The 24,128-nt window shown below is 55.4% G+C and carries 22 protein-coding genes, 1 tRNA gene and 2 pseudogenes; 18 read left to right on the top strand and 7 right to left on the bottom strand.

Annotation, left to right across the window (positions count from 1 at the left end; translation table 11 throughout):
* Positions 1-55: 55 nt before the first annotated feature.
* From KTJ78_RS03335 to KTJ78_RS03285, 11 genes are all read left to right on the top strand, one after another.
* Complete coding sequence (locus KTJ78_RS03335) at positions 56-2,599, top strand: Rne/Rng family ribonuclease (RefSeq protein ID WP_217132556.1); 2,544 nt, start codon at positions 56-58, stop codon at positions 2,597-2,599.
* 153 nt (positions 2,600-2,752) lie between these two features.
* The gene (gene rplU / locus KTJ78_RS03330; protein ID WP_217132554.1) at positions 2,753-3,061 is read left to right on the top strand and encodes a 50S ribosomal protein L21; all 309 of its coding nucleotides are present in this window, start codon (positions 2,753-2,755) and stop codon (positions 3,059-3,061) included.
* Positions 3,062-3,099: 38 nt separating this feature from the next.
* On the top strand, positions 3,100-3,354 hold the full coding sequence (rpmA, locus tag KTJ78_RS03325; RefSeq protein WP_217132552.1) for a 50S ribosomal protein L27: 255 nt from the start codon (positions 3,100-3,102) through the stop codon (positions 3,352-3,354).
* Between the two features lie 60 nt (positions 3,355-3,414).
* Positions 3,415-4,923: a GTPase ObgE gene (gene obgE, locus KTJ78_RS03320; protein WP_217132550.1), complete on the top strand. Its 1,509-nt coding sequence runs from the start codon at positions 3,415-3,417 to the stop codon at positions 4,921-4,923.
* Positions 4,916-5,698, top strand: coding sequence for a glutamate 5-kinase (proB, locus tag KTJ78_RS03315; protein WP_217132548.1), 783 nt, complete (start codon positions 4,916-4,918; stop codon positions 5,696-5,698). The genes obgE and proB overlap by 8 nt, the downstream gene beginning before the upstream one ends.
* Positions 5,699-5,708: 10 nt before the next feature.
* On the top strand, positions 5,709-6,965 hold the full coding sequence (locus KTJ78_RS03310; RefSeq protein ID WP_217132546.1) for a glutamate-5-semialdehyde dehydrogenase: 1,257 nt from the start codon (positions 5,709-5,711) through the stop codon (positions 6,963-6,965).
* A 79-nt stretch (positions 6,966-7,044) separates the two neighbouring features.
* Complete coding sequence (locus tag KTJ78_RS03305; RefSeq protein ID WP_217132544.1) at positions 7,045-7,251, top strand: hypothetical protein; 207 nt, start codon at positions 7,045-7,047, stop codon at positions 7,249-7,251.
* Positions 7,226-7,861 (top strand): nicotinate-nucleotide adenylyltransferase, encoded by a 636-nt coding sequence (nadD, locus tag KTJ78_RS03300; RefSeq protein ID WP_270911952.1) that lies wholly within the window; start codon positions 7,226-7,228, stop codon positions 7,859-7,861. The genes KTJ78_RS03305 and nadD overlap by 26 nt, the downstream gene beginning before the upstream one ends.
* Complete coding sequence (locus tag KTJ78_RS03295; RefSeq protein WP_217132542.1) at positions 7,858-9,117, top strand: hypothetical protein; 1,260 nt, start codon at positions 7,858-7,860, stop codon at positions 9,115-9,117. The genes nadD and KTJ78_RS03295 overlap by 4 nt, the downstream gene beginning before the upstream one ends.
* A gap of 22 nt (positions 9,118-9,139) precedes the next feature.
* Entirely contained in the window at positions 9,140-9,523 is a 384-nt protein-coding gene (rsfS, locus tag KTJ78_RS03290; RefSeq protein ID WP_369807954.1) for a ribosome silencing factor, read from the top strand.
* Positions 9,524-9,575: 52 nt separating this feature from the next.
* A tRNA-Ala gene (locus tag KTJ78_RS03285) sits at positions 9,576-9,648 on the top strand.
* A 120-nt stretch (positions 9,649-9,768) separates the two neighbouring features.
* Here KTJ78_RS03285 and KTJ78_RS03280 read toward each other — a convergent pair.
* The 5 genes and pseudogenes from KTJ78_RS03280 to KTJ78_RS03265 form a co-directional block, all read right to left on the bottom strand.
* Positions 9,769-10,464: pseudogene (locus KTJ78_RS03280) on the bottom strand (transposase); the annotation flags it as partial.
* A 152-nt stretch (positions 10,465-10,616) separates the two neighbouring features.
* Positions 10,617-10,910: a transposase-like zinc-binding domain-containing protein gene (locus KTJ78_RS14040; protein WP_440137390.1), complete on the bottom strand. Its 294-nt coding sequence runs from the start codon at positions 10,908-10,910 to the stop codon at positions 10,617-10,619.
* A 1,070-nt stretch (positions 10,911-11,980) separates the two neighbouring features.
* Entirely contained in the window at positions 11,981-12,763 is a 783-nt protein-coding gene (locus KTJ78_RS03275) for an SDR family NAD(P)-dependent oxidoreductase (protein ID WP_217132541.1), read from the bottom strand.
* A 36-nt stretch (positions 12,764-12,799) separates the two neighbouring features.
* Positions 12,800-13,582 carry a hypothetical protein gene (locus KTJ78_RS03270; protein WP_217132540.1) on the bottom strand — a complete coding sequence of 261 codons (783 nt, stop codon included), beginning with the start codon at positions 13,580-13,582 and terminating at the stop codon, positions 12,800-12,802.
* Between the two features lie 4 nt (positions 13,583-13,586).
* Positions 13,587-14,210, bottom strand: coding sequence for a TetR family transcriptional regulator (locus KTJ78_RS03265; protein WP_217132539.1), 624 nt, complete (start codon positions 14,208-14,210; stop codon positions 13,587-13,589).
* A 591-nt stretch (positions 14,211-14,801) separates the two neighbouring features.
* Here KTJ78_RS03265 and KTJ78_RS03260 point away from each other — a divergent pair.
* The 4 genes from KTJ78_RS03260 to KTJ78_RS03245 all read left to right on the top strand — a co-directional run bounded on the left by KTJ78_RS03260 (position 14,802) and on the right by KTJ78_RS03245 (position 19,450).
* Positions 14,802-15,953 (top strand): IS30 family transposase, encoded by a 1,152-nt coding sequence (locus KTJ78_RS03260; RefSeq protein WP_254259310.1) that lies wholly within the window; start codon positions 14,802-14,804, stop codon positions 15,951-15,953.
* Between the two features lie 1,639 nt (positions 15,954-17,592).
* Positions 17,593-18,252 (top strand): hypothetical protein, encoded by a 660-nt coding sequence (locus KTJ78_RS03255; protein WP_217132538.1) that lies wholly within the window; start codon positions 17,593-17,595, stop codon positions 18,250-18,252.
* Positions 18,253-18,285: 33 nt separating this feature from the next.
* Positions 18,286-18,855, top strand: coding sequence for a hypothetical protein (locus tag KTJ78_RS03250; RefSeq protein ID WP_217132537.1), 570 nt, complete (start codon positions 18,286-18,288; stop codon positions 18,853-18,855).
* A complete protein-coding gene (locus KTJ78_RS03245; protein ID WP_217132535.1) occupies positions 18,833-19,450 on the top strand; it encodes a hypothetical protein in 618 nt (205 codons plus the stop codon). The genes KTJ78_RS03250 and KTJ78_RS03245 overlap by 23 nt, the downstream gene beginning before the upstream one ends.
* 1,017 nt (positions 19,451-20,467) lie before the next feature.
* On the opposite strand, the pseudogene KTJ78_RS03240 reads toward KTJ78_RS03245, so the two are convergent.
* A pseudogene (locus KTJ78_RS03240) lies at positions 20,468-21,633 on the bottom strand (IS3 family transposase).
* 40 nt (positions 21,634-21,673) lie between these two features.
* On the opposite strand from KTJ78_RS03240, the gene KTJ78_RS03235 reads away from it, so the two are divergent.
* On the top strand, positions 21,674-21,931 hold the full coding sequence (locus KTJ78_RS03235) for an NHL repeat-containing protein (RefSeq protein ID WP_217132726.1): 258 nt from the start codon (positions 21,674-21,676) through the stop codon (positions 21,929-21,931).
* 199 nt (positions 21,932-22,130) lie between these two features.
* Here the strand turns inward: KTJ78_RS03235 and KTJ78_RS03230 are convergent, their stop codons facing one another.
* Entirely contained in the window at positions 22,131-22,382 is a 252-nt protein-coding gene (locus tag KTJ78_RS03230; protein WP_217132533.1) for a hypothetical protein, read from the bottom strand.
* Between the two features lie 180 nt (positions 22,383-22,562).
* Between KTJ78_RS03230 and KTJ78_RS03225 the strand changes: the two genes are divergently transcribed.
* Positions 22,563-23,552, top strand: coding sequence for a hypothetical protein (locus tag KTJ78_RS03225; RefSeq protein WP_217132531.1), 990 nt, complete (start codon positions 22,563-22,565; stop codon positions 23,550-23,552).
* A 162-nt stretch (positions 23,553-23,714) separates the two neighbouring features.
* Positions 23,715-24,116, top strand: coding sequence for a hypothetical protein (locus tag KTJ78_RS03220; protein WP_217132530.1), 402 nt, complete (start codon positions 23,715-23,717; stop codon positions 24,114-24,116).
* The last annotated feature ends 12 nt before the right edge of the window (positions 24,117-24,128 follow it).

The raw sequence follows: 24,128 nt of genomic DNA, 5'->3' as shown, positions 1-24,128 counted from the left end.
TCGCAACAAGAGTTCCGTGCAACGTTAAAGCACGGGTATAAGGAGTTCACCAGAAATGGTGCAAGAGACACAATACGAATCAGAGCAGAACGAACCCGGGGCAGAGCAGGCCGTGGGCGAGACCCCGGAGGCGGAGTCTCCCGAGACGCAGCCTGAGCCCCAGGCAACGAATGCCGCGACTTCCGAAGCGCAGCCCGAGGCCGTGGCCGATTCGGCTGCATCGCCCGAAAACACAGATCAGGCTGTAACGAACGACGCTGTTGCAGCAGTTGTTGAAGCTGCGGCTGTTGCAGCGGTCCCAGAAACGCCAGCGGCCCCAGAAACGCCAGCGCTCCCAGAAGCATCAGCGCTCCCAGAGGTAACGGCGCACGAAGCACCGCAGGAGTCGGCCGTGGCGAGTGAAGTAACTCCCGAGCCGCTCACCCCACTTGAGCAGTTCATGGCGAGTAAAGAGCTGCTCTTTATTGCACCCGATGTGCCTCCCATTCAGCCCAGGTCGCGTCGCTCAGAGGCGATCGATCTCGACGAACTGCTCGACCGGGAAACGCAGTCGAACGAGAACGACGCGACCTCGCGCCGCACCCGCAACCGCAGTGGCCGTCGTTCATCGCAGGATTCCCAGCGCGCTGACGAGCAGCCCCAACAGCCACAGCGCCAGGAGCGCAAGCAGGCCGCGCCCGTCACCGAACCGCAGCGGCTCAAAGGCTCAACCCGGCTTGAAGCGAAGAAGCAGCGCCGTCGAGAGGGTCGCGAGGCCGGGCGTCGTCGCACCGTCATCACCGAGTCAGAGTTTCAGGCGAGGCGCGAGTCGGTTGACCGCCAGATGATTGTTCGTTCGCTCGACGATCGCATTCAGATTGGTGTGCTCGAAGACAACGTGCTCGTTGAACACTACGTTGCCCGCTCGAGCGAGACCTCGCTCATCGGCAACGTCTACCTCGGTAAGGTGCAGAACGTGCTGCCGAGCATGGAGGCTGCGTTCGTCGACATTGGGCGCGGCCGCAACGCAGTGCTCTACTCGGGCGAGGTTGACTGGTCGTCATTTGACGGTGCACAGTCGGCGCGCAAGATCGAGAATGTGCTGAGCCCCGGCGACAAGGTGCTCGTACAGGTCACGAAAGATCCGGTCGGCCACAAGGGTGCACGCCTGACGAGCCAGGTCTCACTGCCTGGCCGCTTCCTGGTGTACGTTCCTGGCGGTGCCATGAACGGCATTTCGCGCAAGTTGCCCGACACCGAGCGGGCCCGCCTCAAGAAGATCCTCAAGGAGGTTCTTCCCGACGGCGCTGGCGTCATCGTGCGTACCGCGGCTGAGGGTGCCAGCGAAGACCACCTGACGCTCGATGTGCAGCGACTCACCAAGCAGTGGGAGTCGATTCAGGAGCGCTCGAAGAAGGACAACGCGCCGTCGCTTCTGCACTCAGAATCGGACATGCTCATCAAGATCGTTCGCGATGTCTTCAACGAAGACTTCCAGAAGATGATCATCTCGGGCAATGACACGTACGGCGTTATCTCGCGCTACCTCGAACAGGTTGCGCCCGAGCTGTGCGAGCGGCTCGAGCACTACCAGGAAGAGCGCGACATCTTCGATCGCTACCGCATCAGCGAGCAGATCTCGAAAGCGCTCGACCGCAAGGTTTGGCTGCCCTCTGGTGGCTCGCTCGTGATTGACCGCACTGAAGCGATGACCGTTGTTGACGTGAACACCGGCAAGTTCGTCGGCTCAGGCGGCAACCTCGAAGAGACCGTGACGAAGAACAACCTCGAAGCGGCAGAAGAGATCGTGCGCCAGCTGCGTCTGCGTGACATTGGCGGCATTATCGTTGTCGACTTCATTGACATGGTGCTCGAATCGAACCGTGACCTCGTTCTGCGACGCATGGTCGAGTGCCTGAGTCGCGACCGCACGAAGCACCAGGTTGCCGAGGTAACGTCGCTCGGGCTTGTTCAGATGACGCGTAAGAAGCTTGGCCTCGGCCTGCTCGAGTCATTCAGCGAGCCCTGCGAGATCTGTGCCGGCCGCGGCCTTATCGTGCACCAGGAGCCGGTGCACCGCGAAACCCAGCACCGCTCGAGCGGTAAGCGGGGCAAGCAGCAGAACCACCAGCAGCAGCAACAGCAGCAGCAAAGCCAGCAGCAGTCGCAGCCGCACGCGATTAGCGACGGCGCGAAGAACATGCTTGCCCAGGTTGCTGCTTCAACAATCGCTCCCTCTGCTGAGGGAGAGCAGGCAGCTGAGGCTCCCGCGACGAAGCCCCGCAGGGCGCGCGCGAAGTCACAGCAGTCGCAAAAGCGGGCCCAGGCGGCACAGAAAGCCGAAGCCAGCCAGGGCGAGCAGCAGCCGTCAGGTGCCGACCACGGCGCGCGTGACGAGCAGGCTGCCGACATTACCGCGGCCGTTCAGCAGGCGGTTACGGCTCCAAAGACCGTCGACAGGGCCGCGGCAGCGGCTCCGAAAGATCTGCTCGATTCGGTTCTCAACGCGCTCCCAGACGCGCCTGAGACCGGTGAGAGCCGGCTGCGTTCGCGACGAGCGACGCGCAGGCAGCAGGGCGTCGACCCCAAACAGCTCTTTACTGAGCTTGAAGATCAATAAATAATTCAGAGAAAGCTCCGTGTCATTTGACCGAGCCAGCAGTTTTGCCGTAATATTGATTGCTGGTGCAACTCCGCGTGAGTTGCTTGATGAGCAAGGCCCACCCGTGTGGCTAAAGCTCCAACACGGACAAACCAGAGAAAAGGTACACAAGTGGTTTACGCAGTAGTGCGCGCCGGTGGGCGTCAGGAAAAGGTTGAGGTTGGCTCAGTCATCACCATCAACCGTGTTGCTGGCGACGACAAGGGCAAAGTAGAACTTCCCGCAGTGCTTCTCGTTGACGGTGACAAGATCACCACCGACGCTGACAAGCTCGCGAAGGTCAAGGTCACCGCCGAGGTTGTTGAAGACCTCCGTGGCCCCAAGATCGTCATCCAGAAGTACAAGAACAAGACCGGCTACAAGGCTCGCCAGGGTCACCGTCAGGAGCTCACGCGCCTGAAGGTTACCGGCATCAAGTAGTTCGTCTTCATAAACGTTAAGATCTAAGGAGAAAGACCATGGCATCAAAGAAGGGTGTGAGTTCAACTCGCAACGGCCGTGACTCAAATGCTCAGCGCCTTGGCGTGAAGCGCTACGCTGGCCAGGTTGTTAATGCCGGTGAAATCATCGTTCGCCAGCGTGGAACCCAGTTCCACCCAGGTGCAAACGTTGGCCGTGGCGGCGACGACACGCTGTTTGCTCTCTCAGCAGGCGAAGTGGAGTTCGGTACTCGCGGTGGGCGTAAGATTGTGAATATCGTCGCAGCTGCGTAATCGATCATAACCACGTGAAAGGCGAGCTTCGGCTCGCTTTTTGCGTATACAGGAGGAAAAATGGTGTCGTTCGTCGATGAGGCGCCCCTGCACGTACGGGCAGGGCGCGGAGGTGACGGCTGCGTGTCGGTGCGACGAGAGAAGTTTAAGCCCCTCGCCGGCCCAGATGGAGGCAACGGCGGGCACGGCGGCGACATCGAACTCGTGGCTGATCCGCAGGTAACGACCCTGCTCGAGTTTCAGCGGAGGCCGCACCGTGCTGCCGACAATGGCGGCTTTGGTATGGGCGATATGCGGGGCGGCGCGAACGCCGAGCATCTCGTGATTCCCGTGCCGGTCGGTACCGTCGTGCGAGATACTGAGGGCAACGTGCTCGCTGACATGACCGAACCCGACGCGCGGTTTCTTGCCGCAAAGGGCGGTCTCGGCGGGCTTGGCAACGCGAGTCTCGCGAGCCGTCAGCGTAAAGCGCCCGGCTTTGCCCTGCTCGGAACCTCCGGTGAAGAACGCAGCCTGCAGCTTGAGCTCAAGACCATTGCCGATGTGGCCTTCGTAGGCTACCCCTCGGCAGGCAAGTCGAGCCTTATTGCCGCGATGAGCGCCGCGAAGCCGAAGATCGCCGACTACCCGTTCACGACGTTGCGCCCGAACCTTGGCGTTGTCGAGGCCGAAGAGTTCCGATTCACGGTGGCCGACGTTCCCGGTCTCATCGAGGGTGCCAGCGAGGGCAAGGGGCTCGGCCTCGAGTTCCTGAGGCACGTCGAGCGGTGCAGCGCACTGCTGCACGTGCTCGATTGCGCGACCCTTGAACCAGGCCGCGATCCGCTATCTGATCTCGAGGTCATCGAGCGTGAGCTCGAGGCCTACGAGGTGCCTGAGGGGCAGGTGCCGCTGCTTGAGCGCCCGCAAATCGTCGCGCTCAACAAGGTCGATGTTCCCGAAGCGCGCGAACTCGCAGAGTTCGTAAAACCAGAGCTTGAGGCGCGCGGGTTCACTGTCTTTCTCATCTCGGCCGCGGCGCACGAGGGGCTTCGTCAGCTCTCGCTCGCGCTCGGTAAGATCGTGACCGACCACCGCCAGCAGGCCATCGCCGAAGCCGAGGCCGCGCCTCGCATCGTGCTCACCCCGAAGGCTGTGCGCGAGCGCCCCTTCGAGATCACGATTGAGGGCGGATCGTACGGCAACCTCTACCGCATCACCGGCACGAAGCCCGAGCGCTGGGTCGAGCAGACTGACTTTGCGAACGACGAGGCCGTGGGTTACCTTTCTGACCGCCTGCAGAAGATCGGGATCGATGACGCGCTCGTGAAGGCCGGGGCAGAGCCCGGTTCGACCGTTGTCATTGGCCCGGGCGCGGGCATCGTGTTTGATTGGGAGCCAAGCCTCACGAGTGCAGCCGAGGTTATGCTCGGATCACGTGGTCAGGACGACCGGCTCGATCCGCGTACCAGGCGAACCACCGCGGAGCGTCGTGAGCGCCACCACGCGCGTATGGATGCGAAGCAGGAGGCGCGTGACGAGCTTGAAGAGGAGCGTCGCGCCGGGCTCTGGAGCGAAGACGATGACTAGCGTGCAGAAGATTCTCGAGGCGCGAAGGGTGATCGTGAAGGTCGGCTCTTCGTCAGTAAGCGGCGAGAAGGCTCACCAGATTCCGCAACTCGTTGACCTGCTCGTGCAGCTGAAGACACGAGGCATCGAGGTCGCGCTGGTTTCGTCGGGTGCGATCTCGACCGGGGTACCATTCATGCAGCTCGAAGAGCGGCCTGACGACCTCGCGACGCAACAAGCCGCGGCGGCTGTGGGGCAGAACGTGCTCGTGAACCGCTACCAGCGTGCACTGAGCGAACACAACGAGATTGCGGGGCAGGTGCTGCTCACCGCTCAGGACATTGAGAACCCGACGAGTCGCGATAACGCCCGCCGCGCCCTTGAACGATTGCTCGAACTCGGTGTGATCCCGATCATTAACGAGAACGACACCGTCGCCACGCACGAGATTCGCTTCGGCGATAACGACCGGCTCGCTGCCCTTGTCTCGCGCATGCTTGAGGCAGACGCACTCATTCTGCTTTCTGACATCGACGCGCTCTACACCGCGCCGCCGACCGAGATTGGTGCTGAGCGCATCGCCTCGGTGCCGTACGGCGACACCCTCGAGGGCGTCAAGATCGGCGATGCGCAGTCGGGCTGGGGCACTGGCGGAGCCGTGACCAAGGTTTCGGCCGCCAGGCTGGCAACCGAGAAGGGTGCGACCGTGCTGCTTACCGAGGTGAGCCTGCTCGCGGGCGTGCTCGAGGGTGCCGACGCAGGAACGTGGTTCGAGGCGGCTGACGCGATCGTCTAGAATGGTGCCCATGGCACTCAGCGACGATTTTTACACCCTGCTCGGCACCACCCGTAAGGCGGCCCGCGGGCTTGCGACGGTCAACACGCAGCAAAAGAATGCTGCGCTCGAGGCAATTGCCGAGGGGCTCGAAACGTCGGTGCCAGAGATCGTCGAGGCAAACCAGCGAGATCTGCAGCGTGGCGCCGAAGAAGGCATTGCGAGTGGCCTTCTCGACCGGCTTTTGCTTGACGAGAAGCGCATTATCGCTCTCGCGAGCGCTGTGCGTGATGTGATCGCGCTTCCAGACCCCGTCGGGCAGATCGTGCGTGGCAACACCCTCGCAAACGGTGTACGCATCAGTGAGGTGCGCGTGCCTTTCGGCGTGGTCGGCGCCATTTACGAGGCGCGCCCGAACGTGACCGTCGATATTCTTGCACTCGCCCTCAAGAGCGGCAATGGAGCGGTTCTGCGTGGCGGGAGCGCGGCGGCCCAAACGAACCAGGTGCTCGTCGCCGTCATGCAGCGAGCGATTACCGGGGCAGGGCTTCCTGGCGAAGCGTTTCTCAGCATCGACGATTTCGGGCGTGAGGGCGCGAGCGCGCTCATGAAGGCGCGCGGCTACATCGACGTGCTTATCCCGCGGGGCAGCGCCGACCTCATTCAGGCGGTCGTGCGTGAGTCAACCGTTCCCGTGATCGAGACCGGCTCGGGTGTCGTGCACGTGTACGTCGACGCGAGCGCCGAGAAAGCGATGGCTCTCGACATCGTGCGCAACGCAAAGACGCATCGGCCCAGCGTGTGCAATGCGGCCGAGACGTTGCTCGTGCACGAGGCCGCCGCCGAGCGATTGCTGCCAGCCCTCCTCGAGATGCTCACTGAAGAAGGAGTTGAGATCTTGGGTGACGAGACCGCGAGGTCGCAGCACGACGGCGTGCATGCCGCGAACGCCGAGACGTGGCGCACCGAGCACCACTCGCTCGCGATGGGCGTGCGGGTCGTAGCAAGCATGGACGAGGCTATTGACCACATTGCCGCATACTCGACCCACCACACCGACGCGATCGTGACCTCAGACTTTGCCAATGCCGAACGCTTCTTGACCGAGGTTGACTCAGCGGTCGTCATGGTCAACACGTCGACCCGGTTCACCGATGGGGGAGAGTTCGGTTTTGGCGCCGAGGTTGGCATTTCGACCCAGAAGCTCCATGCGCGCGGCCCGATGGGGCTCGCCGATCTGACGAGCACGAAGTGGCTCGTGCGAGGCACCGGGCAAATTCGCCACTAACAGTGTCAACACAATCTCTCTGGCTGAAAACGGCTACACTGGGAGAGATAGACCATTTACGTCACGAGGAGAATTTTCGATGTCATTGATCACTTCAGTCGCCGCTGCCAGCGAGACTGTTCATGTCGTGAACGAACTTCCGTTCCCCGCACCAGTGTTCGGTGCGATCACGCTCACCATCTTTGTCGTACTCGGGTTCGTGACCTTCAGCTTCCGTGACGTCGCAAACCGTCACTCAGACAAGGCTGAGGCATACGCGCGTGAGCACGGCTCAGAGACGCACTAATCCCGTCGATGCAGCCCGCCCGCGCCGAATTGGCGTCATGGGCGGGACGTTCGACCCGATTCACCACGGTCACCTCGTCGCGGCAAGTGAAGTTGCAGACAGCTTCAATCTCGACGAGGTGATTTTCGTGCCCACGGGCGAACCCTGGCAGAAGCTGAGGGTCACCGAGGGCGAGCACCGCTATCTCATGACGGTGATTGCGACAGCGTCGAACCCGCAGTTTCGGGTCAACCGCGTCGATCTCGATCGCATCGGCCCGACCTACACGGTCGATACGCTGCGCGATCTCAAAGCCCTGTACCCGCAGGCAGAGCTGTTTTTCATCTCGGGAGCCGACGCGATCGCTCAGATTTTCAGCTGGAAAGACGCTGATGAGCTGTGGGACCTCGCGCACTTTATCGGTGTTTCACGACCGGGCCACGAGCTTTCTCTGCACGGTATTCCCGAAGAACACGTAAGCTTACTAGAAATACCAGCCTTGGCTATTTCATCAACAGACTGCAGAAGCAGGGTGCGCTCGGGTAAACCCGTGTGGTACCTCGTTCCTGACGGCGTGGTGCAGTACATAGCCAAGCACGATTTGTATCACAACGGGGAAGGCGACGAATGAGTGACAACGCTCCAGAACGGCCGCTCACACGCAGAGAACGCCGTCAGCTCGAGATGGAACAACTCGCGCAAGAAACCGACACCACACTTCCGGTAGACGAGACCGAAGCGGATCAGGCCGCGGTTGAAGAGGCCGCTGCCGAGGGGGCCGAGACCCCCGAAATCGAGATCGACGAGTCACTCATCGAGGTTCCCACGGTTGACGCTGAGGGTAACCAGCTGTCACGGCGCGAAATGCGTCAGCTGCGCGAAGAGGCTATTGAGGCCCTGCGCCAGGAGAAGCTCGCAGAGCTCGAGCGTGAACGCGAGGCCCAGGAGACTGCCGAGGTTGAAGCCGCTGCCGAAGCGGCAGAAACCGCAGAGGCTGAGGCGGATCCCGTCGCCGAGCCCGAGGTCGAGGAGCAGCCGGCTGCAGAGCCCGTTGCTGACGACGAGGAGCAAAGCGACTTTGAGGCACATGAGGTGCCCACTGAAGCGCTGACGCTTGAAGATCTTCAGGACATGACAGAGGGCGACGCTGTCGAGGCTGAGGCTGAGGCTGAGGCTGAGGCTGTCGAGGTCGAAGTTGAGGTCGCTGATGAAGAAGCGCCCGAGGCTGAGCAAGAGGTCATTGTCGATGAGCCAGCGGAGGCGGCTGCTGAGACGCCCGCGACCACCGCAATGCCGGCGGTTGCTGCTGACGAAGACGGCTACACGTTCCCCGACATTAAGCCGCTCGAGGTTGACCGGCCGATCTTCGATGATCCATCGCAGCGTTCGGTAACGAATGGAACGGCTACCGGCACCGGCTTTGAAGACATGATCGAGCGCGCGGTTGCTGATGAAAATGCATCGGTGCACTCGGGTACTTCTTCGCTCATTCTGCCAACGTTGCCCGGCTCTGACGGCATCTCGGGAGCCATCGGCTCAACGGGTGAGCTCTTTGTCACCGGGTCGATTGAGCTGCCGAAGTCGATCGGCGAGACTGGCGGCCACGCGAAGCTCCAAGAGTCGGTAGACGGGGCAGAGGCGGCAGAGACCGACCCAATCGACATGCTCAACCTCTCTGACATTTACGAGACGAACGAGTTTGACTCGGCCCCGGTCTCGGCTAGCAAAGCGGTGAGCGCTCGATCGATCGAGAAGACCGGCATCACCGCACCCGAGGTGAAGCACAACAACAAGAAGTCGCTCGTGTACATGAGCATCGGCGGCGGTCTCATTCTCGTGCTCATCGGCGGCGGCATTTGGGCTGCTCAGTCGGGACTTTTTGGATAATAAGACGGTAAGGAACACTGGTTTGGCATTAGCCCCCGCAACACAGCCCATGTTAGAGATCGCGGCTGAAGCTGCCGACGCGATGGGAGCAGCCGATCCGGTCGCTCTCGACGTGTCAGAGCGCTTCCCGTTTGCCGACGCCTTTCTCATCGTGACGGGCGAGGTTGAGCGTAACGTTCAGGCGATCGCCGATCGAATCGAAAAAGAGATGAACCTTGGCGGTCACCGCACGAATCGCCGTGAGGGCCGCGAAGGCGGCAGGTGGATTTTGCTCGACTTCGGCGAGCTTCTCGTGCACGTTTTCCACGCAGAGGAGCGCGATTTCTACGAGATCGAACGCCTCTGGCGCGACTGCCCAACGCTCGATTTACCCACGCCGAGCGTCGGTTTGCCAGAGCGGGCATAAGTTCGCTAAGGTAGACGATGTTGTCGGGCGAGCATTCGCCCGACTTCGTTCAGGGCCTATGGCGCAGCTGGTAGCGCACCTGCATGGCATGCAGGGGGTCAGGGGTTCGAATCCCCTTAGGTCCACCCGCTGAAAGCCCCCAACTGCCGAACGTCGGGGGCTTTCGTTATGTTTACTTGCTTATAGGCCAAAACGTGGTGATAGCTCCGGGCGTGTCAGCTTCTTCCTGCCTATCCAGTTCGTAGTCAGAGCCCTTCTGTAGCGTCGAGGCCGGTGTCGTAGAAGGTAGGAGCCGGGTCTTCTTCTGGTTCCTCGATTCTTGGTTCAGTGGCTGGGCGTTGGTGGTGAATGAATTCATGTGCCCGGTCGAGCGGTACCTCTTTCAATGTAAGGAACCATTCTGCTGCGCGTTTCATGTGTACTTTGCTCATGCCTCGATGGTTGCGCAGCACCGTTCTGATGCTGTTGTTGATACCGCCCTCGAGTGGTGAGGTTGTGCGCGCGTTGCCAAGTTCGAGGTAGGTGAATAAGACCCGTTGCCGGTTGAGTGAATGGAGCAGGTTCCATGCTTTCCTGAGCCGGTCGTGTGTGTATCCCCAACTGCCGTCGCGGTATTTGGTGCGTTCTCGGGTGAGGTGCCCGTATGCTTGCCACCACACGTTGAGTAGCTGCTGCCACTGAATGGCGTCGGGAACTGTTGCGACGTTGGAGAGTGCTCGCCCGATCTCGGCAAGATGTTTTCCGGCTTGAGTTCTGGGGTTCAGCGTGAGGTGCCGGCGTAGATTCATGCGGATATGGAAGATGCAGCGTTGGGTGCGGGTGCCTGGCCATTGTTGACGGAGAGCAGACTTGATTCCAGCCCCACCATCGCAGACAGCGACCGTCGGGGCTGGAATACGAGTGAGCAGCGCGGTCCATGCGGCTGTTGATTCTCTCGCGCACCATTGCCAGGCAAGTGCCTATAGTGACTCGGTGACCGCGATGAAGAGGCACCAGGATCCGATATAGATACCGTCCACGAGGAATGTGTGGTGGTGACAGGGCCAATGCTGGGTGTGATGTCCCAGCACCAGGCAGTGTCTCGGCGAAACTGTCATGCGGCTGATGCGCCACCGAGGTCTGTCTCTGAGAGCTTGCCAAGGAGCCAGATGAGGAAGCGTTGGAGTTGATGTTTTGCACGTACATCGGGGCGTCGTCTGGTAGTTGATGCGCCACAGCCTGGGCAGCGCCAGCGTTGTGTACCCGCGGCGGTCTTCCCGTTCTTTACGAGACTGGTTTTGCATATCAGACAGTGGGTGGTGTTCGGGGTTGTTGGCACAGTTAAGGGTGTCGGAGTATGACGATCCTTGTTTTCCCGCGTAGTGGTGGGGCTGGAACAGGATTCCATCCACACGTTTTATCCTATACCCCCCCATTATGTTAAAGGTTTTATAAACGGGTGCTCACCGAAACTCGTTATCCGTGAGGACTGACCGAGTATCTCAATGCTGAGTAACTCTGAGAATTGTACCTGTCACGTTTCTCGTCAAGAAGTGGGAAATGAAATTCCCGAGTTAGCAGTATAGTAGAAAAGGACTTTGAGGGTTTGGTTGTTCTCTGCGGCCAGTGAGGAGGTTTTGCAGTTGCCGGAGGCTGTGCAGCGACACTGAAGAGATCGTTAATAGGCCAACGTAAGGCCTTGATGCATTCTCGAGCCCACATGACGAAGACGTATTTCCCGGCCATGGCTGAAGCAACGATTGAAGCTCTCAAACAGGCCGGGTTCACAGCAACGTTGGATAGTGAGGTATCGACTCACCTTTCCTCACGAATCTATGTTGAGTCTGTTTCAAGGCTTGGTATGCATCTTCGCTACGATTGGCGTGACTATGAGCCAGTAGAGAGTGGCTACGGGTCAGCTTTTTGGTTTTCGTGACTTTGGGGCCAGTAAAGTGAGTGCCTTGTAGACCTGGATGATCCCATTGACGCTCACGGACTGGTCACATCAGGGCACTTTAAAATGTTCTAGCTCCCTTGTTTGTCAAAAGACAATAAGGCAGGTTTTAATGAGCGGTACTTCCTGCAATGAATTAGAAATGTTTCCCAACACAAGGACGAAGAGCTTAAGGCATACAGGGTCTCTGTAATAGAAACACAGAAGAATGGAACCATGTTTGCTGAGTTGGCTAAGTACTTAGCAACGAATCCATCGCAGCATCAATTACCGCCACAGTCATCTTTCAGGGTTACAGATAATGAATTAATAAAAGCACGTGAAGGTTAAACGCATGTTGTTGTACTGAAAATTTTATAACGGTTACTCAAAGGGAATTATTGAGGATAGACGGTGAAGCAGAAAGGTCAGCCCACAACCAAATTTGAGATATCGTTACAAACTCGGAAAATGCGACATTGATAATGCCGACCAATCGACCTCAAGCGCTTTTTACGAATCAAGACAGGTGAAGAAAACCCAGTCTAAAGTAGTTCTTTCACAGAATGTTTTCGCCCAGCTCGTGCACCTAGTATGCTCCCTCCAGAAACATCGAGGAACGTGCCAGTTGTTCGTTTTGATTTATCTGAGGCTAAGAAAAATATCGCGTCAGCAACAGTCTCTGGCTCAGAAACTCCCCCTAGAACCGAAAAGGTTGACATGTACTCAAGAACAGGCTTCTTGTCGAAACCAGGATGTCCATTGTCAGTGAAACCTGGTATGACTGCGTTAACGCGAATACCTCTGGGAGCCAATAATTCGGCGAGATTACGCGTCAGAGACTCAAGTGCCGCTTTACTGATCGCATATGTTATGTCGCCAGGGCTTGAAAAATGAGCAGAGGCGGAGGACACATTCACGATGCAAGCCCCGGTCGACATGTTTTCAATCAACCCTTGTGTGAGAAAAAACGGAGCTTTCGTATTCACAGCAATATAGCTATCAAAATCCGAGTACTCAGTCTCAGCAAACGATGGGCTAAGCAACTTGGCTGCGTTGTTTATCAGGGTTGATAGATGGTATGTAGGATTCTCTGAAAGAATTTTTTTTACACGATCTATTAAGTCACTAACACCCGTGTCTGTGCTTAGATCGGATGAGACAAGGTAGCAGATACCACCTGAGGCCTCGATATCTCGCGCAACCTCATTTGCTTTCGAAGTACGAGAACCATAGTGGGCAATTATCACATATCCTTTCGCGCTAAAGGTTTTAGACACTGATGCACCGATACCACCGGACGCACCAGTGATCAATGCTACCTTCACTCTTTTAGTCTCAGCATGTAGCATTTTGAACCTTTCTCAATACGGGATAAAAGAACCAGAGAATTTGGTGCACATTCTGCCATGCTGTGCAACGGACCCATGGAATTCATCGGAACTGGCGCTTAGATTAAGCCGTGAAGGATAATGTTTCTCGATAAAGCCGGAAAAATTAATAGATAAACTTTGCAACCTAGCAGAAGGAACATCGCGCCGAAGAATCTCCTCGACGAACCAGACCACAGCCATTCCTGGAAGGTGGTCCACTTCATGGTCATCCAGCATCGGATTTCCACTGAATTCGCCAAGTGAGGCATTTACCTCTACCAAGGGCTCAGCTGATATTACATCCGTTATGTGTTGCGTCCCAATTAGTGAGCTTCTAAGCCGTTTATAGACGTTCTGAGGCAGGTATCGCCCCATGATATTGCCCCCAGCAATACGTTTACCAGCCTCGAAGAGGGTCACAAAATTCTTATCGGTTTTAGAGATGCTTTGGGTACCAGTGCTCTGCTCTTTAACAGTGACTATTCCTTCTCTGGGCAAATGTCTCGCCTGAGTAACTGAGGATGTCAATTCAATCGAAGTGTTTCTCATGATGGAGGCATAGTTCAGGGGAATGCTTAATATTGAGTGCGCAAATGTGTGGGTGGCTTGTCGCTGAACTTCGATATAATCTGCAACTCCAATATCGACGGACTCCGGTACCTTAAAAAGAAAGGAAAGCGCTCCTTCCTCTTGTCCGCTTACTTCTCGTAACCATAAATTTTCACGATTCTGTTTATGTGCTGACTCGGGGGAGAGCGCTGAAAATTCTGACATGAACTCAGATTTGAGAGTGTTCAGGAGATAAAAACTGGGTTATATGTGGCCGGGCCCGTTTTATCCGATCTGGCAGTGAAACCCAGTTATCTTTCATGCCAGCCATGACCTGAGCGCCTACGAACAGTTCATTAATAACCTCTGCCAGCTCTGTGGCTGAGGCTATAGTAGTAATTGAACCATCTTCTTGTCCGGTTTGGATCATTGTCTCGGTCACAGTTTGCCACTCTTCATAGGATGTATACCCTCTATTCCGCAACTCGTCTGGTAGCGATTGAACGAGGCTGATTCCAGCTTGTACTATCGTATTTGTTGCAATAAGCGTCGCCATTCTTTCCAGGAGCGTTAAGAGCTGCTCCAAATGTGGCGTCTCGGTCTGTACAACTTCAGATAAGACCCCGGTCATTGCTTCTTGCTGGGCATCGAGAACGGCTGCTGCGATGTCGTCTTTATTGCCAAAATGAAAATAAAGAGAGCCTAAGCTAATGCCAGCTTGCTCGCTTATAAATCTGAGTTTCGCCTTATCGTATTTCATTTGCGAGAATACGATGCCCGCTGACTCGAGCAGGGTTGCCCGGGTTTCAAGACCACGCTGCTGCTTATGAAAGGATTCATGGGTTTTGTTCATTTGAGGCTCCTTACCCGGAATAATTTAAGCTTAGACACTTAAATTAGATCCTGGACCTTTGATCCTACACCTTCGTGTTCCAATAAGGCCTTTGCTGTTGACTGCTAGGCGTCAGTGTCTTGGGTGACTGTTAAGTCGATGGTTCGGAAAGTGAAGTAGTGACGATCAGATGTGTAATTTCACAACATCGGAGACGCCGAATCTCATAGCATCGGTGACATCATGTCTCAACACATCGTGCACAGATTTTACAGCCGCCACCTGGCACAGTCCGGAGTGTGATAGCTCCCTTTGAAGTATGGGTAGCTCCGTCTTCACCAGGCCTCAGGCCCAAAATCATCAACTACGGCCGGGCTCAACCCAACGCGTTATCTGTGTCCCAGCTCTGTAAATCGATGAAGATCTGCAGGAGCGTCTTCTATAAAATACGTCTCCGGTGCAGTGCATGAATCCGCGGCTGCTCTTGGCCTCCTATCTAGCGACCCCAAGCAAGCGGTCAGGAAGAACGGGTGAGAAGTCGCGGGTTCTAACGGTGGGTGCAACACCCGAGACAATACAAGGGTGGACACTGACATGAAGTTCTCGAGGAACATGCTTGCTGAGCATGTGAACACGATCTGGGATATGCGAGCTGCTGGTTTCACCGCACGCTTGATTGGTGAACGGGTTGACAAGAGCGAGGCCGCGATCTTGTCGCATATTCATTCGCAGGGCGGGGTGCGACCACGAAGAGCAGCCCGGGTGTCGTCGTTATCGTTCGAGGAGCGTATCGAGATTCAGGCGTTATGGACGGCAAAGGCTGGGATTCGTGAGATCGCGAGGAAGTTGGGGCGTGCCCCGTCAACGGTGAGTCGTGAGATTCGGCGGAACGGTTTCTTTTCTTCTGAACGGGCTCGTAGGCCGAGGTATCGGGCAACACAGGCGCAATCGCAAACGTTTCAGCGTGCCCGCAGACCGAAACCGTCGAAGCTGGTAACGAACCCGCGGTTACGGCGTTTTGTGGAGGTTGAACTATCGTTGAAGCGGTCACCGGAACAGGTTGTGGGCAGGCTACATCGCGAGTTTCCGGATCAGCCGGAGATGCGAGTGTCACACGAAACGATCTATCAAGCGATCTATCTCCTTGCCAGGGGTGGGCTCAAACGCGAGCTTGAGGTTCGGGTTCGTACTGGGAGGAAGATTCGACACAGTCATCGTTCTGGCCAGTCTAGGCAAGGCCGGATTGCTGGGATGGTGAACATTGTTGACCGTCCCGCAGAAGCACTTGATCGGGCTGTTCCTGGGCATTGGGAAGGTGACTTGATTGTCGGGAAAGATGGCAAGAGTGCTATCGGGACGGTCGTTGAACGGTATTCGAACTATCTATTCCTTGTTTGGTTAGACCCTTCGTTACCGCGGGTAGAAGCGGTCACTGAAGGGCTTATCGCGAAGATGAAAGAGTTGCCTGATGTGCTTCGTCGTACCCTCACTTGGGACCAGGGTAAAGAGATGAGTAAGCATCAAGAAGTCGCTATGGGGGCTGATATTGATGTGTTCTTTTGTGACCCGCGCTCGCCCTGGCAGCGGCCGACGAATGAGAACACGAATGGGTTGCTGCGTGAGTATTTCCCCAAGGGCACTGATCTGAGTGTGTTCAGTCAGGCAGATCTCGATTATGTTGAGTGGGAGATGAATGACCGGCCCCGGAAACGGTTAGCGTTCGCGAAGCCGGCCGAGGTCTTAGAAGAGATACTGTTGCACTGACCGCTAGAAACCGACGTTATTAGTGAGCTCGTGCATATTCGCAGAAAACTGCGCACTGATTGATGGGATTACCGGCCGCGCTCATGCATCACGAAGTGGTCCTGCAAGATCATTTCCCCGGAGAAAGGATTCTCTCTGTCGCGACTATCGCGAGGCTTTTAGTCAGTCTCGGGCAAATTGATGCGTGTCAAAGAAACGCTCCAAGTCGTCGTATATTCCGTTCGTGCGGGTGACGGGATATCGTTATGGGAGTTAAGTGTAGCTGACAGATATGACAATGGTGACTATGTACCAGCTTCATTGATGATGCATCACGTTTCGATGTGGGCACTAAAGCGTGTGCACGTAGCGAGAATAGCACCGACGCAAAGAAGGTGCTCAAACGTGCCATGGATGAGTAGGGCCGACCGAGGAACTATTGTCGGATAAATCGTATGCCTTTAACCAACTTCGCCAGGACGCGATTGGAGCGGTCGATATATTTTAGCTTCGAAGGGGCAGGCGCCGATCACGGGAATCCCTTGACACCCCAGTACCAAAGGCAAAAACGAACGATCCAATCTGGCGCTCATCAGATTCCTAGATGCAAGCGCGTCGGCAACGCTAGCACAGTTACAGAAACGCATCAGTAAGTTTCGGGGAACATTGTAATCACCGTCTCGGCGCGATAAGCATTGTCATATACTACCCTGGGCGCGGCGTGGGAGCTACTGGAGCATGCGCCAGCTGTAGAAAGGATTCCGCTCATAGTACTGGAAGTGAGAGCTACACCCTAACTTGCTAAACGGGGCATACGGCTTCGGATGCTCATCGCTCTGATCTGGTGGTTATTAAGGACGGACGTGTGACGCACAGTGAGGCAGATGTTGAAATTGTTGAGCGGTGCCAGCGCGGAGTGACCGTGAAGCTGACACGGGAGAATCATCAACTGGACTTCCAGGCATCCATGTCGAAGCTCCCAATAAGTGTTGGTTGCCGTGAGCATTTTCCTTCGAATACCTGTGGCGAGTTCCTCCTGGCTGCTCCGCGTTCGGGCGGGGTGGTGTTCTCTTTCCTGCTGCCACTTGTCACGATCCGGGTGAGCGGCCGATATGTGAATTCTCAAGCAATCCATGGGTGCATCTGTCGAACCCGGACAAGTACTGGATATGCAAATAGTACGACAATCAGGCGTTGTTCTGGGGACGTGGAGAAGATGTCCCGGGGCTCTTCACTCTTGCAAGAGGCTAATGTTGTAGCCCGCTTTGGCAGCTGTGTACGAAGTCGTGAGAGCGACCGTTTGCGAAGTGATGAGGTCCGGTGCCTCCGATGCTATGGGGTTACACACCTGATCGTTGCATACCCTCTTTTCGAAAAGTCGGCTAAATAGATAGCTACGGAAGTTACTGATTTGAAACCTCTGTGGCTTCGATTGCTGTTCGGCTGATGATGGTTGTCGTAGTGGTTGAACAGGAAAAGATCTGTGGGCGTAGGACGCATTTGTAGTAGTGGCCCGTCGCGATATCTCATGGGGTTGTAACAAATGTGTAACGAGCGGGGCGAAGGGTGGTTACGTTGTCAATATTAAGTAAGCTTTCTTAACAACCTTCGAATATAAGATATCTCGGTTTTCGGGAGTTAAATAGATGAGGTGGGATAAATGAAGATGTTTTTTGTACAGAGGGATTTCCCCTCTGCTTTCCGAATGCTCTCGCTAGCTTTTGGTTTGGTCTTAATAAGTTTGACCATAAGCGCTACGTCTGCTCAAGCGGATGATGGCTCAAGTCACCGCACAGAAGCTTCTGTTGAGTCCGTTGAAGATGCTATTAATCTCATCAATGAAGACCACGTGCGTCTACATGCTCTAGAACGTTATGGTGAACTCTCGGAATCAGGTGAAGAAGTGATGTATCACGGATACGCCCCTTACCAGCCGGAGAGCGCTAGTCAATCAGAAGGTTTTGAACCATTCGCTTACCCCTCAAACTGTGGCATGCACGTTTGGATCACACGATCTGGTCAACAGATTAAAAACCACACCGAGACAACATGTAACAGTATGAATTTCAACCGGGTTGAACACAGAATGGATATCACCGCATACCACGGTGTTTTTGGATACGCCAACATGGTTAACTCTGGAGTTTTTTACCATTATCTTGGTGACTACGGGTACAACACTCTCAGCTGGACGTGTAAAAACAGTAATGCCACAGGGTACCGAGTTCACTCCTCCGGCCATATGCGCGTGGGAACAGCAAACTACAGCACGCCGATCATTTTTGACACGTTCGGCACAACGGTCAACTGTGGTTGGTAAATAAATAGATAGAAGCTATCGAAGGAGATGGAAATGAATATCGGAAGAGGCATCAAAGTCCTCGTCGTCACTGCACTGGCTTCGGCTTTTGCAATAACTGGGGTGAATGCGGCAAATGCAACCCCTATCCATGATTTCGAGATGCCAGAGACGGTTGATGAGAGCTACTTCTCTGGAAATTCGGAAACAGGTTTAGCTGAAGCCGAGAGTGAGGGGATTGGAGCTTTTAACATAGCTACTAATCCTTACAACTGCTGGGGGAGAACTCCATATGTACATCTCAGTGGCGGCACTAAGATGTCCGGACATGCAGATATCTATGACTGCAATGCAAAACCAGCCTATCTGGAAGCAATTGTAGGTATTTACAAAGAAGGTTGGTTCAACCAGTGGCACTTCCTAGGAAGCAATATAAATTCCAAAGTAAATCAGTTCGGTATCACCACGCATTTCAAACGAAACTGTGTCGATTTCTCCTCACAGAATTATTACTCTGTCGGGTCATTCCTAGTAGATATTGGAGGGAAACATTACACCGGTAGCACAACGAGCGTTTCTAATCGATTCAACTGTAATGTTCATGCTGGTCCGCATCAACCGTAATATGAAAAAACTACCTGCAACACTGATCATCGTTCTTCTGGCGGTCAGTGTTGCAGCGTGTACGAAGTACGTCGAGCCGGAGCCAGAACAAAGTATTGAACAGTCGGATGAAGAGCTGCTCCTGAGGCCTTTAGGGCAAACTCCCGAGGAGCCACCAGTATTAACACATGCATCGAATTCTGTCGAGCCATATTCAATTGACTGGCAAAACAAATCAGTTCACACTGTTTTCAATAACGATGGGAATCTCCCTCAAACAACGGTCTCTCTTTCCCAAGGGAATGAGTTGTTTATTGAGTCCCATTTTACTCCGAGTCTCCTAGTTCTCTCCTCCTATTCAGGAACAGTGGAATCTGTAGATCCGTTGAGTACGCCTCAGTTCACTAGTGAATGTAAATATGAGCAGCTAATTAGTAATTGCCCGTTCGCCTCTCTGGATTCCGGAGGAATTAGCATACCCATAGGGTTGCCAGAGTATGGATTGGAAGCGAACTCAGTGATCTCCCTCATGCTCTTTTACCCAAAACCAAGTGAAATAAGTAATGACCAATTTATGAATACTGTTGGGTGGGTCTTTGGAGTCATCCAGGAATAGTAGCCCTACGTAAAGGACAGGCAAGAATAAGGTAGAATTATGGATGATTGCACGTACTATGCTGTTAGGTCCCCTGACACAGCAGACTGGATCAAAGACAGACTACGTACGTCTCACACCCCAGGTGTTTTTGATCTGGGTTCTCTAATCCCGTCAGGATTTGATTCTTTAGTTAGAGTGCTGCACCCTTTCACACGACATGTTCCTGTGACTGGGCGAGTACGCACAGAACTCATAGAGCAAGAAAATTCCAGGATACCAGTCAAACACCAAAATGAATACGAAGAAGTAAGGTGGTCTGAGACCTCAGAAAAGTTTGGAACCGAGTTTAGACCTGCGATGAGCGCATTTGATGTTCTAGGGTTACGTGAAGAAAGTGTCGAGGCCGCAGACGGCTGGATATATGACGTTCCGTTAGAAGGCACGCTTCAGGCTTCTTATCTCTCGAGGATCTCGAATGTTCTGAAATTGCACACACGAAAGAGGAGCAAAGGTGTTGCAGCAGTTTGGGATGGCTTAACGAGTTCATTCGACCCCAGCCGACTTTCCTCAAGTGATGTGTTGGAAGTAGCCAATCTTCCTGACAGATCATACGTCTGTTTTGCTGCGTCTGTTTTAGACTTCTGCTCTCAGCGCTGGATTGCTAAAGCGCCTTGGACAAGGCTCACACCAGGCCCAGCAGCCGAGTATGTACAGACGCCGCACCTCTTATGGCCACAGGATAGAGCATGGTTGCTTGTTACTGATGTTGGGCTAAGTTCCACTCTAATAGCCTGCACAGAATCATGTGCTCTCGACCTATTACACACACCGGGAATAGAGACGGTCGTTATCACTAGAGACACAACTCTTTCTCTCTAGGTTCACTGATGCAGCAGAGTGATACGAGAATTTATCTCCCTGAAGGTACCGCCTCCAGTAGTTACGTTTCAGAAAATATATGCCACTCTCGATAATGCTCTAGCAGGTAACAAAATAACTAAAACGGGTCTGGTGCACGTTTAGGTGACAGTTTGGTCAGGCAGCGAGTGCGACCTGTTTGTTCATGATGGTCTCGTATTCGATCGGCGCCAAACGCCCCAACCTGACCTGTCTGCGGCATCGATGGTAGGTGCGCTCGATCCACGTCACGATCGCTAATCGGAGCTCGTCCCGGGTGGCCCAAGTCTTCCGGTTCAGGACGTTCTTCTGGAGCAGGCTGAAGAACGATTCCATCGCAGCGTTGTCGCCCGCAGCACAGACGCGACCCATCGAACCGGCCATCCCACGACCCGTGAGCGCGCGCTGGAGTTTCCGGCTTCGAAACTGCGATCCACGACCCGTGTGCAGCACACACCCCGCGACATCACCGCGACGAAGCACGGCGTGTTCAACGCGGTCACCGCAAGCAAGGAGGTCATTTGCGAGTCGATGGAGTAACCCACGATCCTGTTCGACCACACGTCTTTCACCGCGCACAGGTAGAGCTTGCCTTCAACAGTCCAATGCTCGGTGATGTCCGAAAGCCATAACTCGTTCGGCGCAGCTGCTGCAAAACCTCGTTGTACCAGGTCGTCGTGCACGGGTGGCCCGGGTTTTCTTCCCTTCCCTCGTGCCTTCTTCTTCCCGAACACTGACCACCAGCCCTGGTCTCGTCAGCGCCGCCATGCAGTCCGGTCGCATATCACTTCACTGAGAGTCTTCGCTTCGTCGGCGAGGAACCGATATTCGAACTCGGGGTCTTCAAGGTGAGCGTCGTGGAGCACGTTCGCTCGATACGCCTGCGTGAGGTCACGCGCGGTCACTGTGCTGCGTAGCCAGCGGTAGTAAGGCTGGCGGGAAAGCTTCAAGACCCGGCACGACACCTGGACGGGGATCCCGTCACAGGCGAGCTCTTTCACGAGCGGGTAGAGCCTTTCCCGGCAAGTGCGCCTGCGAGAGATACGCGGCCGCACGACGGAGCACCTCGACTTCTTGTTCGAGAAGCTTGTTCCGTTTGCGAAGCTCACGCAGCTCAGCATTCTCTGAACGCGTAACACCGGGTTTCTGGCCCTGTTCGACGCGTTCTTCTCGGAGCCATTTGTCGAGCGTGCCGACGTGGATTCCGAAGTCTTTCGCGATTTGCGCGAGTGTGATCTCGGGCCGCGATCCAACGCGATCCTCACGACGTCCTCGCTAAACTCTTTGGGGTAACGAGGGGGCATAGGTTCTTCCTTCCAGGCCAGCAGAAACTAGCCACATTGAATGTCACCTAAACCTGCACCAGACCCTCCGCTTGGCATCACCGTTGACACTACAGGCAACCTCTACGTCGTAGACAGTAGCAACAATCGCATCCGCAAGATCACCCCAGACGGCATGGTTTCAACCGTTGCAGGCACGGATATGGGCGGCTTCGCTGATGGATCTGCAGATCAGGCGAAATTTGCTGGTCCGGTTGGCATCAGCATCGACACTTCGGGCAACGTTTATGTCACGGACAGCGGCAACAACCGCATCTGAAAAATCACTTTCCCACAGGTTGAAAACCAGACTCCAGGTGAAACTACCCCAACTCCAGATAACAAAGCTCCAAACGCTCCAGACACGGGTGCCGCCGCTACAAGCGCACCACTGCCACCGCTGCAGGGCTATTGGCTGTTGCTATCCTCAGCGCTTTGCCTCGCGCGAATCGCAGCCGACGTTAAGCGCAGAGCTAGACCTATATTCGCGCCACGAGGTTCAGAGCGATCAGTTCCTCTAACGCACGATGGACAACCTCAGCAGGCTGCAACAGATCCTCAAACGGATTCACGGCTTCTCCGGCTTGCTCGGCAACCAGGGTGAACAGCCCCTTCGCTATAAGGGATAGACCTCGCCGATCCATCACAGCCTGGATCGTTGCATCCTTCTCGGCGCCCGAAGAATCGCGACCAAGCCCGACCGTCGTGATCGCATCTGAGTACATCTCCATGTTCAGAGCTTAAAGCAGTGGATCCGAACTTGGACATGAGGACGCTTCTGCCATGAGCTGGCTGCGTTCATTAACACCGTCGAGAGCTACAGAGCGACTTAATAATCCGCCAAGAGATTCTGGGCGTTGACTTGCTTGCGTTCCTTAGTAAGGTTCTTGCCTAGGATTCTGGCGCTTACGATGAGCCAGGAGCAAGATTGGGCTAAGCCTCAAATCTCTATGCAAAGAGGTGCGCATCACCAAGAAGGAGCAGCCGTGGCAGAAGAAAAACGAAGCACCATCGAATTAAACGATGCACAGATTGCACTCCTGAACTGGATCAAGAACAGCTGCCCAGACGGTGTCTATCCAACCGATACTTTCTCCCACCGCATCTCAGCTAAAGCACTCCAGTCTCGTGGCCTCGTGCAGGTGAGCGGTCATGGGAAAACGTGGAAAGCTGTCCCTACAGATCGGGGCAAGGCCTGGCCAGCTTGCACCGAAGCTGACGATGCTGTCCGGGCTACGCAGCAGAAACTTGCCCAAGTGGGAGCCATACCATCTCAGCAACAAGCGAAGACGCCGAAGCAGGCTCGGAAAGCCCCGAAGAAGCCGTCTGCCGCCGAGCTCGCTGCCCGAGAACTTGTTGCTGCCGAGGAACTTATTGGGCAGCTCCTTAAAGCAGAGAATGAAGAACTCCTCAGCACAGATCTCGACATTGGCCCTCGTAAGCCCCAGCGCTACATCGCGGTTGCACTCAAAGCGAAGAACTGCCCACATGGAAAGCAGCTCACCTCGCGACGCATCGGTGGCTATGGCAGCACCGAAGAGAAGATTTACTTCACCAACTACTTCCGCGACTTCGTCACGGAACAGCCAGTCCCGGTGCCGGAAAGGGTAGGGCGTTATCACCCGGCGGTCAAAAGTAACAAACAGTGGCAGTACGTCGCTAAAGAGCATGTCCCTAGAGCTGCCCGGATCTTGCAAGCCATCGCATCAGAAGCCGAGCGCCGTGGCATTGAGATCGTTGCTCCGTCGAAGAAGCCTGACGATCGCCGCTACCGCACCGCTAACGCCGCTGAACACGGCAATCTCTGGTTCGACACCGACTATGGCTACTACGGCATTGAGATCAAGGAGGCGGCAGGAACGGGAGCAAAGAAGTTCCGAGACCTCGGCCTGAGCTGGTAGCAGATCGACCGACTGCCCTCATGGATAGGTCGCCGTGGGTGGGAGTTCATAAGCACTGGACGCCTTCAGATCACGCAGGGCATACCGCTCGGCGGTTATGGCGAAACCCCCGTTGGTGATGCTCGTGGAACCACACTCGAAGAAAGGCTCCCTGAAGCGTTTATGCGCTTCGAGACGTGGTTGCTCGAGCAAGCCGAACATGCACGACTTGAGCAGCTGGCAGAAGAGAAGAAGCAGTGCGATTGGGAAGCCGCCATGGAGAACGTCAAAGCGGAGTACTACATTGCCGAGCGGTGGAAACATTTCGTGACGCTTGCCGAGCAAGACGAACGGTTTCAGCGATTCCGAGACTTCCTTGTTCGCGCCGAGGATGCCATCTCTGACTTGCCATCGGAGCAACGCTTCGCTGCCAGCAAGTTCCTCTCCGAGGTAGAGGCGACTATGCGTCGACACGACCCACTTTCTTCACCCGAGAAGCTTGTACCGCAGATCCCTCCGTCGAAGTCAGACGATCTCAAGCCGTATCTGCACGGGTGGAGTCCGTACGGCGCACACAGCTCCTGAGATAGATGGCGG

This window comes from Leucobacter chinensis (assembly GCF_019049105.1).
Classification (GTDB): Bacteria; Actinomycetota; Actinomycetes; order Actinomycetales; family Microbacteriaceae; genus Leucobacter_A; species Leucobacter_A chinensis.
This window is presented reverse-complemented; position numbering and strand designations above follow the sequence as displayed.